Source organism: Paraburkholderia ginsengisoli NBRC 100965 (genome assembly GCF_000739735.1).
GTDB classification, from domain to species: domain Bacteria; phylum Pseudomonadota; class Gammaproteobacteria; order Burkholderiales; family Burkholderiaceae; genus Paraburkholderia; species Paraburkholderia ginsengisoli.
Genome location: NZ_BBJF01000005.1, coordinates 699334 through 713338 on the forward strand (window position 1 = coordinate 699334; position 14005 = coordinate 713338).

Genomic DNA, 14005 nt, shown 5'->3' on the forward strand with positions numbered 1-14005 from the left:
TCCGATGAGTGGTTACGGACCTGCTGTTTAGCCGCCGCCTGCGATCGTCCAGAACCTGCATCGCACGGCGGCGTATTGATGCACGGCGGTACTAACTAACATGTTCCGTGCCAGTGCACGGCCTACACGGCCCACACAACATGAAGCGGATGCGTCAGCCGCTATCGTCGAGACAGGCGGCGACCAACAGCGTCGCCACCGCCAGATCCGCGCTGGTGCCGGGATTGATTCCACGGGCTTTCAGTTCGGTGTCCCATGCATCGAGTTGCGCGGACGCGTCCGCGTGCGGTGGTGTATCGAGCGACGTTTGCCGACGGCGCGCGCGATGCTCGCGTGCCGCAAGCGTGACACTCTGCGCCAGCGCCATGCCGTGCTTGCGCACAATGTGTGAGTCGGGCCAGCCGGCGAGGAACGCGAGGAACACGTCGAGCATCGCCGCCCCGGACGCGCCGCCCGGTACTTCGCGATAGGCGGCGAGCCCCGTTTCGAAGATGTCGTGAAAGCCGTTCGCGTACTGGCGCGCGATGCTGTCGCGTTCGCTCGCGAGTTGCATCGCGGCGCGCAGGCCGATGGTCGGCGGCGCATGGACCGATTGCTCGGGCACGTCGCCGAGTCCGCCCGGATTGGCGAGGGCGATCGCGCGATAGGTGAGGCGGGCGTCGTCGACGTCGAGCGCCGCCAGCACGCGCCCGGTGGCCGCGCGCCACGCCTGCGCCGACAGTGCCGGCCCGATGTCGTCCAGCGCGGCGGCGAGCGGCGCGACCAGCAGCACGATGCCGAGATTGGTGTTGCAGCCAACCGCCTCGCGTGTGAGCGTGACCGCTTCGAGAATGCGTCGGCCGACCGGCGCGCCGCGCGCGAGCAGCGCGTCAGCCGTGGCCTGCGCGCTGCTGAGGAACTGCGCCGCGTTCATCCCGTGTCCGGGGCTTTGGATGCTGACGTTGCCGGGCTTCGGCGTGGCGACGTCGAGTGCGCAGGCACGCAGGAACGCCGCGCGAATCTGGCCGGGCGCGAGCGCGGTGGTGGGCTCAGGCATGACGTCCGCGCAATGCGGCCACAGCCACGTCCACGGCGGCTGGGTCCGTCTGGTCCAGCAAACGCCGCTGCGCCGCCAGCTTGCGATCGAGCAGATCGTCGACGAGCGCCGCCGCGAGGTCCACCGGCGTGACCGACTGCAAGCCGCGCCATGCGGCCACGCCGTTGACTTCGAGCACGAGCGGGCGCGCGGCGTCGTCGGGATTGGGGATCAGGTCCACGCCGGCATAGTCGAGACCGAGCGCGGCGGCCGCCTGCACGGCCGTTTGCGCGAGCGGCGCGGCGAGGTCGGCCGGCTCGCAGACTGCGCCTTGCGCGAAGTTGTGAATCCAGCCTTTGCCGCCCACGCGCCGCATCGCCGCCACCGCGCGGCCGCCGATCACCATCACGCGCCAGTCGAAGCCGGGCCGCTCGCCGGCGACATAGCGCTGCAGATAAGCGACCTGCCGGTACGGACCCAGCGACGGCAACGGCGCGAGTCCGCCCCGGCGTGCGCCGAGCCGTTTGAGTCCGTGACCCTGCGAGCCGAACAGCGGCTTGAGCACCACCTGACGGCCAGCGGCCGCTTCGCGCATCAATACGCGCTGTGCGAAGGCCGACGACTCGACGGCCCACGTCGCCGGAGTCGGCACGCCCGCGCGGTGCAGCAGGAAGCTGGTCATCGATTTGTCGACGCTGCGCTCGATCGCGCGCGCGTCGTTGTAAACCGGCACGCCCGACTCGCGCAGCGCGTGCAGGATGCCGAGCCGCAGCGTCACCTGCTCGAAGGTGCCGCCGGCAATGCCGCGCACGAAGACCGCATCCGGCAGCGTGTGACCGAAGCCCGGCACCACGAGACCGTGAGGTTGCCACGTGGTGTCGATACGGCAATCCGCGAGATCGACGCAGCGCGCTTGCGCGCCGCGCGCGCGGAACGCTTTCTTCAGGCGGCCGGTGTGCCAGCCGGTTTCGTCGGTGAGGATCGCGATGCGTACGCCTGCGTGCGTCACGTGGGGATTCGCGTCGGGCGCTGCGTCCGTCGTTGTGTCCGCGGCCGCGTGCGGACCCGCGCTGGCTCGCGTGAGCGTCATGGCGCGGCCGCCTTGCCGCCCCATTGAGCCTGCAGCAATGCGCTTTCGATTCGCCCGCCGTGATAGGTCGCGCCGCTTTCGAGGCTGCTCACCCAGACTTCGGCGGGCGCGAACAGCGCCGGGTCGATCTGGTAGAAGTCGAAGTTGAACGACGTGAAGATATCCGCGAACGGCCGGCCGTAGTCGCGCGAATTCGCGGCGGGCAGGCTGTCAGCGAGACGCCGCGCGACTTCGTCATGCTTCACGGTCAGATGCACGCGGCCGCCGTAGAGAATCGCATCGTTGGTGCGGCCCATCGCCTGAATACCGTCGGGTGCGGGCGGCGGCAACGGGGCCGAGCCCGCGCCTTCGACCACTTCGTCGAGCGGCACGCCGAGCACGTGCGTCTTGTGCAGCGCCACTTCGAGCACGCGCGCCACGACCTGTACCGTTCCCGCGACAGACTGTGTCGGCGTGACGATCAGCGTGAGGCCGTCGGGCGCGAGGCCGCAATCGTGCAGCACCTTGTCGATCACGAACTGCGGCGGCATCCGGTCGACCTCGAGCACCAGCACGCCGCGCTCGTGGCGGTCGCGATAGCCGAGTTCGGCGAACAGCGGCTCCTTGACGGCCAGTGCGCGCGCCGGACCGGAGCCGAGCGAGAAGAACTTCTTGCCGCCGGTCTGTTCCTTCGTGGCCGACAGACTCCAGCCCGCGTACTGGCTGCCGAGGCAGGCCAGCACCGGCGACGACGTGCGCGCTTCGATCATCGTCGGCCAGAGCGGCGCGGCGTCGAAGTTCGAGCGCACGCCGACGCGGCCGAGGCCGCCCATGCAGATGCGCGCGATTAGCACGCCGGCTTCGATGCTGCCGGGCGCGGCGACGCCGGCGTCGGCGATCACGGTCCCGCCCGGCGTGCGCGTGATCGAGACGCCGAGGCGCGCTGCATCGTCGAGCAGCCGGGCGACGAGCCGCTCGCTCAGCGCGTTGACGCTGGGGGCGACGGTTGGTGGGGAATTGTCAGGCGTGGGTGTGGAGGCAGACATGGTCGGGTTCATCGCAGGTTTCGATTCGTTGCAGGACGACGGCGCGCTGCGCATCGAGCGCGCGCGGCACCGCGTCCACCGACGCAGCGCGCACGAGCAGCGTGCAAACAGGCTGCCCCGCGTCGATGCGCGTGCCGGGCATCGGCACGTCGCAACACTGAGGGTCGCGCAGACAGGCGTCGGAAAAGTTGGCCGAAACGGTGAACGCCCTCGGCGCGAACAGCACGCGTTGACCCACGCGCCAGCGCGGCCGGCTCGCGAGTGCCAGGCTCGCGCCCGACGGCAGGCGGCCGAAGCGGCATGCATCGAGATGGCACGCGAGCAAGCCGCGCGGCCACGCATCGGGCGATGCGGTCTCGTACAGCGCCATCGTGGACGAAGGCCGCGCGTTGATTTCGAGCACTTCGAACGCGTCGCCGTCGAGCAGGAAGTCGCAACTGTTGAGGCCCACGAGACCCGTTCGTGCACAGAGCGCGTCGACGGCGGCCTGCACGCGCGCGGCGACCGGCGGCGGCACGTCGATCGGACCAATCGAGCCGGCGTGCACGAACGCGAGAGCGCCGAGCGTGCAGGTGAGTTGCTCGGCGAAACCGAGCAACTGCGCCCGGCCGTGCGCGCCGATGAACAGCGTCGATAAGGACCGGCCGTTGCCCATTCGCTGGTAGTAACCCGGCGAGCCTTGCGCGGGCTCGTGCGCTGTCGCGCGCTCCGCGCCGGGCGCCTCAACCGCTTCGATGTGTGTGCCGCCGCAGCCGTCCGCGTGTTTGAACAACCAGCCTTCAGGCGTCTCGGGCCGCGTGAACGACACAGCGGGATGCGGGATTGCGAGCTCGTCGAGCAGCGCGAAGAAGCGGCGCGGCTCGCGCACGGCGGCGCTCGCCTGAGCCGTATTGCCGATGAAGCGGGGCAAACCCGGTGCATCGCACAGTTGCGCGATCAGCGGCTCCAGCCCGCCGCCACCGATCCAGCCGAGAAAATGCGGCAGACGCGCGACGCGTTGCAACGCGTCAACGAGCCGTTCGCGGTCGATCGTCAACGCGCCTGTGCCTGCGCCGATCTCGCACCACAGTTCGGCGGCCTCGCGGGTATCGCGATCGCCGAAGAGGTCGAGCGCGGCGACCCGCAAGCCCGCGCGCGCGGCGGATTGCGCGAGCAGGCGCGCGGACAGTCCGGCTACCGCGACGAACGGCGCAAGCGTATGCGCGTGGACATGGGCGGGCGGGTGCCGAAGCATCGTCACGAGTGGGCTCAGCCCAGGCCGGCGGCGACCGCGCGCGCTTCGTCGAATGCTTGCGGGAAACCCAGGTAGACCGGTTTGCCGCCGGTGCGCATGCGCATGAAGAGCCGATGCTCGACCTGGTATTTGACGTTGCCGATCGCCAGCGCGCCGATGCCGACCGCGCCCGCATTGGGCACGCCGTCGATCGGCTTGCCGTCGTTCATCACGTTGACGCCGGCGATGCCTTCCGGCGGCACGGCGTTGACGTCCGCGGCGATCAGCAACCGCTTCGCGAACGCGAGGTCGTCGGGGCCGATCACCTGCACGCCCGCCACGGCGGTGGCGAGCACGATCTCCGCGTCGGCCAGCGCATCGCGCAATTCGTCCGGGGTCGCGACGCTAATGCCGTTGGTCACGATCCCGAAGCGCTGGTTGATTTCGGCCGACACGCCGAGCGCGCGCGCCTGATCGTGATGACTCGCTATCGTCACGTCGGCGCCGCGCGACGCGGCCATCGCCGCCGCCACCCGGCCCACCGCGCCGGTGCCGCCGAGAATCAGCACGCGCTTGCCGCCCAGTTCCATGCCGTGCTGCTTGCCCAGATGCCGTTCGACCAGCGCGACGGCGGCGGCGGCCGTCGTATACGAGCCGCTCGGATCGGCGAACACCGACACCTCGAACGGCGGCACCATCGCCTTGCGCGCGGAATCAAGCATGTCGGCGGCCTGCATCACGTCGCGTCCGCCGATGAAGATGCCGGTGCGCGACACGCCTTTCGGACCCCGCGAAAAGATCGCGTCCTGAGTCAGGTTCGCGACCATCGCCGGTTGAACGTTGCAGTACGGCACGATGACCTGGTAGCCGGCGTCGGCGGCCATGTTGACGTCGAACGGACTCATCTGCGGAGTGGCCGTGAACATGTGCAGGATGTAGGGCCTTTCAATGGTTTCGGACATGGCGGCAGGCTCGTTTCGGTTTTAGTGGCAATCCCGCGGACCGCGCCGGCAGCGACGCCGCGCGCGCGGCCCGCGACGGGCGGAGATCCGGGAGGAAGTCATGCGGCGTCGCTCCGTCGCGCGTGCGCGCCGGCGCAGCGGATCGCCGCGCCGCTATTGCGTCCGGTGACGACCGTGCATTCGATATGCGGCAGCGCGCGCGCCGCTTCGCGCGCGGTGCTGAGCGCGTGCTCGGCATCGCTTGCGCTTGCGACGATCGCAAAGCCCGTCGGGCCCCACGAGGTCTGGCCGAGGCCCACGGCTCGCTCGGCGGCGACCGCGCGCAGCACGCGCTCGACGTCGGGGCTGGCGAACACGCCGCCTTGCGCACTGGCGAAATACTCGCCGATGATCTGCTGCAGTTCGGTCAAGCCCTGCGCGAACGGCGCGAAGTCGCGCTCGGCGGCGCCTGGCAGAATTCGCATCAGCACCAGATGGCACAGGTGCGCGGCGAGGTGCTGCGGAAACGGTGCGAGCGAGGCAAGGGCGCGCCGCTCCTCGGCGCCGTGCAAACCTTCGCGGGCGTGGTCGCTCACGAGGAGCACGCGCCATTCGTCGGGGAACGGCTGGCGCGCGAGCAGCGGCGGCACGCCTCGCTGATGCATGCCGGCCGGTCCGCCGTCCAGCAGCAGGCCGCCCGCGTCGAAGCCCAGAATGCCGATGCCGGAACGCGCGCCCCGCCCGAGCAACGCCGCGAGTTCGGCGCTGCTCGCCGGATGGCCGAGCAGCCGCACGAACGCCGTGCCGACCGCGAGCGCCAGTTGCGTGCCGGAGCCGAGGCCGGTGTGCGCGCGCGGCATGTGGGTGACGTCGATCGCGACCGGCGCGGGTCCGTACGCGGCCTGCAAGCGCGCGAGACAATGCGCGATGCGCACGCGGTCCGCGTCGCTCACGGCGCCGCCGATCTGCTCGCGCTCCGCGTGCCGCGCTTCGAGGCGCGTACCCTGCGTGTCGATCACCAGTCCCAGGCTGCCGAACGCGCGTCCCAGCGATGCGTTCGGGTCGAGAAAACCCAGATGCAGCCGCGCGGGCGCATCGATCGTGACGGCCGTGTGAGGCGGGAGGCGGCGAAGCTGAAGCGGCATCGCAAGTGTCCTTGTGGGTGCGCTGAACAGGGTTTGGCCGAAGGGCGCCGGACTGCGGCGCGGGCCATGACGGCAGTGCGCCGGCGAGTTCAAGCAGAAGGCGTACCAGGCGCGGGCCCCGGCCGCCGTCGCCAACGTGCGGCCGATGGCGAGTCGCGCGCGGGCTGGGCGCGGTGATCGTCGAGCGATGTCATGCGTGCGGGAGTACGGCGGTGGTCGACCGAGCTTTCGTTCGTCGCGCAGCGCCGGCGCGAAACGAAGCTGCGCGAAGCCAACCCATGCGTAGGAGTTCGCCGGCAGCGCTTCGGACTCCATCGTGTCCCGTCCGTGCGTGGACGCTGTGTGACGCCGAAGGTGCACTGTGTCACTCGGTGTCTCGGCGGCTCGCCGCAAGCCTCCGCGTCATTCCCCCTGCGCGGTTTTAGGCGCGTCGTACTTGATATAGCGGAAACGCTGATCGTCGGACGGCGTGCCTTCGAGCGGGCCGTCCTCCAGGCCGGGTTGCCAATGGATCACCGATTCGATTTTCGTCGCGAGCGCGAAGTCCTTGTCGGTGATGCCCTTCGCGGTATGTGTCTTGAGCTTCACGGTCACGAATGCGTAGGAGACCGTCAGATCCGGATGATGCCACGCGGCTTCCGCGAGATGCCCCACTGTGTTGACCACCATCAGCGTGCCTTTCCAGCCTTCGGTGCGGTACTTGCGCCGCAGCCAGCCGTCCTCGAGATACCAGTGTTGCAGCGGACCGACGAGGCGTTGCTGGATCTCGTCGTCTGAATAGACCTGCTCTGCCTTTGCCATGACCTTGCTCCTCGGATGCGGGAACCGCCCGCCGAACGACGAACTGCTGCAAGTGCCGCGCCAATTGCGCCGCGCCGCGACCCGCGAGGCGTGACTCGCAAAGGACACGGTTCGTATCGCGGACGTGACACAGTATGTGTCGCAGCGCGTCGCGGAACCGGGTCACGCGTGTCACCCCGTCGTCATGAACGCGCAGCGTGCAAGCCGCGCCGCGCGACGCGCGACTCGCGTTACAGGCTGCGCGTGCGCCACGCCGGCGACCGTCCCGACAAACCGGCATGGAATATGCGTTGGCCTTTCATGCGCCGCGAAGCCCGACGTCGAATCGGGATAGGGCGTTGATCGTTACCTGCACTCGGAAGGCGCGCACGATGCGTGCGAGGTAGCGTGGGTCATTCGTGAGTTGAACAGCAGGACAATTCTGGAGGAGACATGAACTTACGCACCACGGTTCTTGGGCTCGCGATCCTCGCATCGGCAGCCTTTAGCTCTATCGTCGCACAGGCCGATCCGCAGCTCGACGGCCTGATGAAGAATCCATCCAACTGGGCGGCCCAGGCGGGCGATTATGCAAATCACCGCTACAGCCCGCTCAAACAGATCAACGAGAACAACGTCGGCAAGCTGCAGGTTGCGTGGACCATGTCCACTGGCGTGCTGCGCGGCCACGAAGGCTCGCCGCTCGTGATCGGCGACACGATGTATATCCACTCGCCGTTCCCCAACAAGGTCATCGCGATCAACCTGAAGGACCAGACTTTCGCCTGGCAGTATCAACCGAAACAGGACGAGCAGGTCGTCTCCGTGATGTGCTGCGATACCGTCAACCGCGGTCTCGCTTACGGCGACGGCAAGATCTTCCTGCAACAGGCCGACACCAAACTCGTCGCGCTGAACGCGAAGACGGGCGACGTGGTGTGGACCGCGCAGAACGGCAATCCGAAGGCGGGTGAAACCAACACCAACGCGCCGCACGTTTTCGGCGACAAGGTGCTGACCGGTATCTCGGGCGGTGAATTCGGTGTGCGCGGGCGTCTGATCGCGTACGACATCAAGACCGGCAAGCCGGTCTGGACGGCCTATAGCACGGGCCCCGACAACGAGATGCTGCTCGATCCGCAAAAGACGATGACCTATACCGACGGCAAGATGGTGCCGGTGGGCGCGGACTCGTCGCTGAAGTCGTGGAAGGGCGACCAGTGGAAGCTGGGCGGCGGCACCACGTGGGGCTGGTATGCGTGGGACCCGAAGCTCAACCTCATCTACTACGGCACGGGCAATCCGGGCACGTGGAATCCGACGCAACGTCCGGGCGACAACAAATGGTCGATGTCTATCTTCGCGCGCGACCTGAATACCGGCACCGCGAAATGGGTCTACCAGATGACGCCGCACGACGAATGGGATTATGACGGCGTCAACGAAATGATCCTGTCGGACCTGAACATCGACGGCAAGAAGGTGCCCTCGATCGTCCACTTCGACCGCAACGGTTTCGGCTATACGCTCAATCGTGAAACCGGCCAGTTGCTCGTCGCGCAGAAGTACGACCCGGCGGTGAACTGGGCCGATCGCGTCGATCTGAAGAGCGGTCTGCCGATTCGCAATGCGGCTTACTCGACTCAGGCAGCCGGCTCCGATCACAACGTGAAGGGCATCTGCCCGGCGGCGCTCGGTTCGAAAGACCAGCAGCCGGCGGCCTTCGATCCGGGGACGAACCTGTTCCTCGTGCCGACCAACCACGTTTGCATGGACTACGAGCCGTTCGATGTCGACTACGTGTCGGGACAGCCGTATGTCGGCGCCACGCTGTCGATGTATCCGGGCCCGAACGAGAACAACGCGATGGGCAACTTCATCGCGTGGGACGCGAGCAAGGGCAAGATCGTCTACTCGAAGCCGGAGAAGTTCTCGGTGTGGTCGGGCGTGCTCGCCACAGCCGGCGGTGTCGCGTTCTACGGCACGCTCGAAGGCTACATCAAGGCGGTTCGCATCAAGGACGGCAAGGAACTGTGGCGCTTCAAGACGCCGTCGGGAATCATCGGCAACGTCTTCACGTATGAGTACGGCGGCAAGCAGTTCGTCGGTGTGTACTCGGGCATCGGCGGCTGGGCCGGCATCGGCATGGCGGCCGGGCTGGAAAAGTCGAACGAAGGTCTGGGCGCAGTTGGCGGCTATCGTGAACTGGCGAAGTACACCGCGCTCGGCGGCACGCTCTTCGTGTTCGCGATCCCTGGCGAAAAGAGCTGAATGACCGCAGCGGACTGACCCGCACGGCTGGCGCGCTCGTCGCACGAGAGCGCACCGGCCGTCCCTCGGGTCCCCTGCCGGTCGAACGAATCATCCCGCGCGCGCCCGTTTCATCGATGCGTCGAAGATGCGCATCGGGGCGCCGCTCATCTCGAAGGAGACATGTGCATGAAAGGCCGATCAATCTTGTTGCTCGCGACACTGCCCGCGGCACTTGTCCTGCTACCCGTTGGGTATGCGCAGAACAATCCCTCGATTGCGCAGGTCGCATACAAGGTGGTCGACGGTAGCAAGGTCGACAGTAATACGCTGCAAGGATGGAAAACCTGGCGCGCGCTCGCCTGCGAACGCTGCCACGGAGCGCAGCAGCAGGGCATGGTGGGACCGTCGCTGATCGACGCGTTCAAGACGCTCGACAAGACAGAGTTTCATCGAACGGTGTTCGGCGGCCGGGTAGAGAAGGGCATGCCCGATTTCAGCACGAGCCAGATGATGCAGAAGAACTGGGAAAACCTTTATGCGTATCTGAAAGGGCGCTCCGACGGCCAGATCAAGCCCGGCGATCTGCAGGCCATCGATGCCAAATGAGGCCCGCGCCGCAACTCTTTCGGAGGCTCACGATGCGTGATACCAGAAGCATGTCGGTGCACGCCGCGCTCAGCGCAGCCGCGCTGTGTTGCGCGGCGTTCGCGAGCGCCGCGGTCAGGGCGGACGGCCCCTCGCTGCCCAACAACGACGGCGCGGACGGCGTCCTCAGAGTGTGCGCGGACCCGAACAACATGCCGTTGTCCAACAACAAGGGCGAGGGCTACGAGAACCGGATCGCGAGCCAGATGGCGAGCGACTTCGGCTACAAGCTCGAATACACCTATTTTCCGCAGCGTATGGGCTTCGTGCGCCACACGCTGCGCGAGAAGGAAGAGGGCAGCGACCGCTTCAAGTGCGACCTGATCATCGGCGTGCCGAAGGGTTACGACATGACCTCGACGACGCAGCCGTATCTGCACTCGACCTACGCGATGGTGTTCCCGAAGCGCCCCGAGTTCGCCAACATCAATACGCCCGACGACCTGCTCAAGCTGCCGCCGGAACAGCTGGCGAAACTGCACTTCGGCATCTTCTCGCAGACGCCCGCGGTGGACTGGCTGCTCGCGCACAACCTGATCGATCAGGCGGTTTCGTACCGGGTGCAAAGTGGCGATCCGCAGGAATACCCCGGTCAGATGATCGAGCAGGACCTGCGCGCGGGCAACGTCGACGTGGTGTTTCTGTGGGGGCCGATCGCGGGCTACTTCGCCAAGCGTGCCGGCGATACCGTCAAGCTCGTGCCGTTTCCGGCAGGCCCCGGTATCCGCTTCGACTATACGATTTCGATGGGCGTGCGTTACGGCGAGAAGGCGTGGAAAGACAAGGTGGATCAATGGATCGGCGCGAACCACGACAAGATCGACAGCATCCTGACCAGCTACGAAGTGCCACTGCTCAAACCGATCGACACGCCGTCGCCGAAATCCGGCGACGCTTCGCCATGACGGGTGCGCGACGCGCCCTGCTTCGCGCGGCGGCGGCATGCCTCACGATGGGAACGTTGTGCATCGCACCGGCCGCCTCGCACGCCGCGGACGCACCGGGCACCGACAGCATCACGCCGGCCGAACGCCTGATCTTCACGACCGATCATCTGCACGGTGTCGCCGCGCAGACCGAACTCGACTACGCGATGGTCGACTCCGCACAGCCGTCGCGCAATGCGGATGTGGTGAAGGTGCTGGTGGTCAGTGCGGACAACGTGAAGGGCGACGCCCAGGTGTCGGACCATAGCGGCAGCGTGCCGTTACCGAACGGCGGCCTGCAATGCAATCCGGTGATCATCTATTTTCTGGAGCGCGATATCACGGAGATGCAGGGTCTGACGGGCGGCCAGCGGCGCTATTTTCAGCAGCGGCTGCGACTTGCGCTCGCGGCGGGACCGCGCATCGAAAGCGTGACGACCGAAAGCGGCGGCAAGTCGGTGAACGCGCATCGCATCGTCGTGCAGCCGTACCTGAACGACCCGAACGCGCAGCGCTTCCCGCAATACACGGCCAAGCGCTACACGTTCCTGCTCGCCGATGACGTGCCGGGCCAGGTGCTGCTGATTCGCACCGACGTGCCCGGTGCGAACAACGACTTCACGCATCCGGCGCACACGGAGTCGCTGAGCTTCCAGTCGGTGCTGCGCAAATTGCCGACGCCGGACAAGGCGCCGTTGAAATCGTCCAATGCGCCGAGGGCCAGTCGTTAGCTTGACCTTTGGCTCGACCTTGGTCCGCCGTTAGCTCAACTTCCGGCGCGGTCCGCCCGCGTGCTCGTGCAGACGCGCCGGCCCGCCATCGTTTGACAGTTCGCTTTTGCAGGGAGTGCTTGCATGCTGATCGACACCAAAGACTACGCCCCGAAACTGATGGAAGCCATCGGCGCACTGGGCGCGGCCACGCCGGCCACACTCGCCGGCTTTCAGGCGCTCGACGGCGCCGCTGCGCGCACCGGCCATCTGGACGCGAAGACGCGCGAGCTGATCGCGCTGGCGGTGGCCGTCACCACCCGTTGCGATGGCTGCCTCACGCTGCATAGCGCCGCCGCCGCGCGCGCGGGGGCGAGCCGCGAAGAGGTGGCCGAGGCGTTGTCGGTGGCAATCGCGCTGAACGCGGGCGCAGCGCTGGTCTACTCGGCCCGCGCGCTCGACGCCTTCGGCCAGCAGAGCGGCTAGTTCACATGCAGACCGCGCGCTTCGCGACGAGTCGGGTCAATCTGAACTTCATCCGCTCATTGACCTTGCGGCAGTTGCAGATCTTCGTCGTGGCGAGCCGCTATACGAGTTTCGCGCGCGCGGCGGAGGAACTGCATCTGACCCAGCCGGCCGTCTCGATGCAGATTCATCAACTCGAAGACGCGATCGGCCTGCGCCTCTTCGAGCGCGTCGCGCGCAAGCTCACGTTGACCGAGGCGGGTGAGATGCTCTCGCATCACGCGAGCCGCATTCTCGGCGAGATCAAGGACGCCGAAGATGCGATGACCTCGCTCAAGCAGGCGGACAGCGGCTCGATCGCGGTCGGCATCGTCAGTTCGGCGACTTACTTCGCGCCCAAGCTGCTCGCGCTTTATTCGCATCTCTACCCGAAGGTCGACGTGCACTTTTCGGTCGGCAATCGCGACGCGTTGCTGCGTCTGCTGCAGGACAACGCGATCGATCTCGCCATCATGGGGCGCCCGCCGCCGGAACTCGATACGACCACCGAGCCGCTCGCCAGCCACCCTCAGGTGGTGATCGCGCCGCTGGATCATCCGTTGTGCGGCGCGCGCCGCTTCGATCTGCAGGAACTGCGCGGCGATACGTTTCTGTTGCGCGAGCACGGCTCGGGCACGCGCATGGCCGCCGAGGTGATGTTCCGTCAGCATCTGTTCACGCCCGCGAAAATCGTCACGCTCGGCAGCAACGAAACCATCAAGCAGGCGGTGATGGCGGGCATGGGCGTGAGCCTGATCTCGCTGCATACGCTGCTGCTGGAACTGCGCACCGGCGAGATCGCATTGCTCGACGTGAACGGCACGCCGATCGAACGCACATGGCAGATCGTGCATCTGCGCTCGAAACAGCTGTCGCCGACCAGCGTCGTGTTCCGCCAGTTTCTGCTGGATCATGCGGCGACGCATCTGGAGCGCGAGTACGCGCCTTATGCGAGTTTTCCGATCGGCGTGGGGTCCTGACATGAACTCATTGCTTGCGTGGCGCAGGGCGTTCATGCGTGGTGTACGCGTCCTCTGCGTTTGCATCGGCGGCGCTGGCTGCCTGTTCGCGGTGACGCCGGCACGCGCCGAGCCGGTGTCGATCGCGGTGATGAACTGCACGCTGATCGACGATAACGCCGCCTACAACGACGCGGAAATCAATCGCATCCAGCAGGCTCGCATCGAGATGATCAGCGATGCGGTGCGCGCGCAGCTGGACGCGAGCCAGCGCTACCGTGTCGCCGATAACGGCCGCGCTTCCGAACTGATCGCCCGTCTCGGCGCGACGCAAGACCTGAGCACGTGCGACGGCTGCGCGAGGCAGGTGGGCCGCGAGCTGGGCGTCGAACAGGTGGGCATATGCTGGGTTCAGAAAGTCAGCAACCTGATCCTCAATCTGAATCTGCGCGTGGAAGATGTCGTCAGCGGCAAGGCATTGTTCCAGCGCTCGGTCGATATTCGCGGCAATACGGACCTGTCGTGGCGTCGCGGCGCGACGGCGCTCGTCGGGCTGCTGGTGGATGACGCGTCGAAGCGTTCGACGGGGCAGCGTACTGCGCCGTGACGATGAGTCGATGGCACAGTCTGTACCCGGCTGTCGTGACAGGATGACAACGATCCCGTCGGGGTCCGGCCCGCTGGGCGTGTTCGCGCGATCGGCACAAAGCGTGCTTGAACGCAGGCCGGCGAGGGTGGATCGCAGAGCGGGATGAATCGACGGGTACAAGCGAACACAAAACGGGCACAAGCAGACGGA

The 14005-nt window shown here is 66.9% G+C and carries 14 protein-coding genes; 7 read left to right on the forward strand and 7 right to left on the reverse strand.

What is annotated here, in order from left to right; genetic code table 11:
- Window positions 1–154: 154 nt before the first annotated feature.
- From BGI01S_RS12355 to BGI01S_RS12385, 7 genes are all read right to left on the reverse strand, one after another.
- A complete protein-coding gene (locus tag BGI01S_RS12355; RefSeq protein ID WP_042325662.1) occupies window positions 155–1036 on the reverse strand; it encodes a triphosphoribosyl-dephospho-CoA synthase in 882 nt (293 codons plus the stop codon).
- Complete coding sequence (locus BGI01S_RS12360; RefSeq protein WP_084585356.1) at window positions 1029–2105, reverse strand: ATP-grasp domain-containing protein; 1077 nt, start codon at window positions 2103–2105, stop codon at window positions 1029–1031. The genes BGI01S_RS12355 and BGI01S_RS12360 overlap by 8 nt, the downstream gene beginning before the upstream one ends.
- Entirely contained in the window at window positions 2102–3130 is a 1029-nt protein-coding gene (mch, locus tag BGI01S_RS12365; RefSeq protein WP_042326001.1) for a methenyltetrahydromethanopterin cyclohydrolase, read from the reverse strand. The genes BGI01S_RS12360 and mch overlap by 4 nt, the downstream gene beginning before the upstream one ends.
- Entirely contained in the window at window positions 3105–4364 is a 1260-nt protein-coding gene (locus tag BGI01S_RS12370) for an ATP-grasp domain-containing protein (protein ID WP_042326003.1), read from the reverse strand. The genes mch and BGI01S_RS12370 overlap by 26 nt, the downstream gene beginning before the upstream one ends.
- 14 nt (window positions 4365–4378) lie before the next feature.
- Window positions 4379–5305, reverse strand: coding sequence for an NAD(P)-dependent methylenetetrahydromethanopterin dehydrogenase (locus BGI01S_RS12375; RefSeq protein WP_042325663.1), 927 nt, complete (start codon window positions 5303–5305; stop codon window positions 4379–4381).
- A 98-nt stretch (window positions 5306–5403) separates the two neighbouring features.
- A complete protein-coding gene (locus BGI01S_RS12380) occupies window positions 5404–6429 on the reverse strand; it encodes a beta-ribofuranosylaminobenzene 5'-phosphate synthase family protein (RefSeq protein ID WP_042325666.1) in 1026 nt (341 codons plus the stop codon).
- Window positions 6430–6831: 402 nt separating this feature from the next.
- Window positions 6832–7230, reverse strand: a complete 399-nt coding sequence (locus BGI01S_RS12385) for a 4a-hydroxytetrahydrobiopterin dehydratase (protein WP_042325669.1) — start codon at window positions 7228–7230, stop codon at window positions 6832–6834.
- A gap of 432 nt (window positions 7231–7662) precedes the next feature.
- Here BGI01S_RS12385 and BGI01S_RS12390 point away from each other — a divergent pair, with 432 nt between their 5' ends.
- The 7 genes from BGI01S_RS12390 (at window position 7663) to BGI01S_RS12420 (ending at window position 13813) form a co-directional block, all read left to right on the forward strand.
- Window positions 7663–9480, forward strand: a complete 1818-nt coding sequence (locus BGI01S_RS12390; RefSeq protein ID WP_042325671.1) for a methanol/ethanol family PQQ-dependent dehydrogenase — start codon at window positions 7663–7665, stop codon at window positions 9478–9480.
- 168 nt (window positions 9481–9648) lie between these two features.
- A complete protein-coding gene (locus tag BGI01S_RS12395; protein WP_042325673.1) occupies window positions 9649–10068 on the forward strand; it encodes a c-type cytochrome in 420 nt (139 codons plus the stop codon).
- 32 nt (window positions 10069–10100) lie between these two features.
- Complete coding sequence (locus BGI01S_RS12400) at window positions 10101–11012, forward strand: substrate-binding domain-containing protein (RefSeq protein WP_042325676.1); 912 nt, start codon at window positions 10101–10103, stop codon at window positions 11010–11012.
- Window positions 11009–11764 carry a hypothetical protein gene (locus BGI01S_RS12405; protein WP_042325677.1) on the forward strand — a complete coding sequence of 252 codons (756 nt, stop codon included), beginning with the start codon at window positions 11009–11011 and terminating at the stop codon, window positions 11762–11764. Before BGI01S_RS12400 ends, BGI01S_RS12405 begins: the two co-directional genes overlap by 4 nt.
- A gap of 159 nt (window positions 11765–11923) precedes the next feature.
- On the forward strand, window positions 11924–12229 hold the full coding sequence (locus BGI01S_RS12410) for a carboxymuconolactone decarboxylase family protein (protein WP_232624477.1): 306 nt from the start codon (window positions 11924–11926) through the stop codon (window positions 12227–12229).
- A 5-nt stretch (window positions 12230–12234) separates the two neighbouring features.
- Window positions 12235–13227 carry a LysR family transcriptional regulator gene (locus tag BGI01S_RS12415; protein ID WP_042325678.1) on the forward strand — a complete coding sequence of 331 codons (993 nt, stop codon included), beginning with the start codon at window positions 12235–12237 and terminating at the stop codon, window positions 13225–13227.
- A gap of 1 nt (window position 13228) precedes the next feature.
- Window positions 13229–13813, forward strand: coding sequence for a DUF3280 domain-containing protein (locus BGI01S_RS12420; protein WP_157004158.1), 585 nt, complete (start codon window positions 13229–13231; stop codon window positions 13811–13813).
- The last annotated feature ends 192 nt before the right edge of the window (window positions 13814–14005 follow it).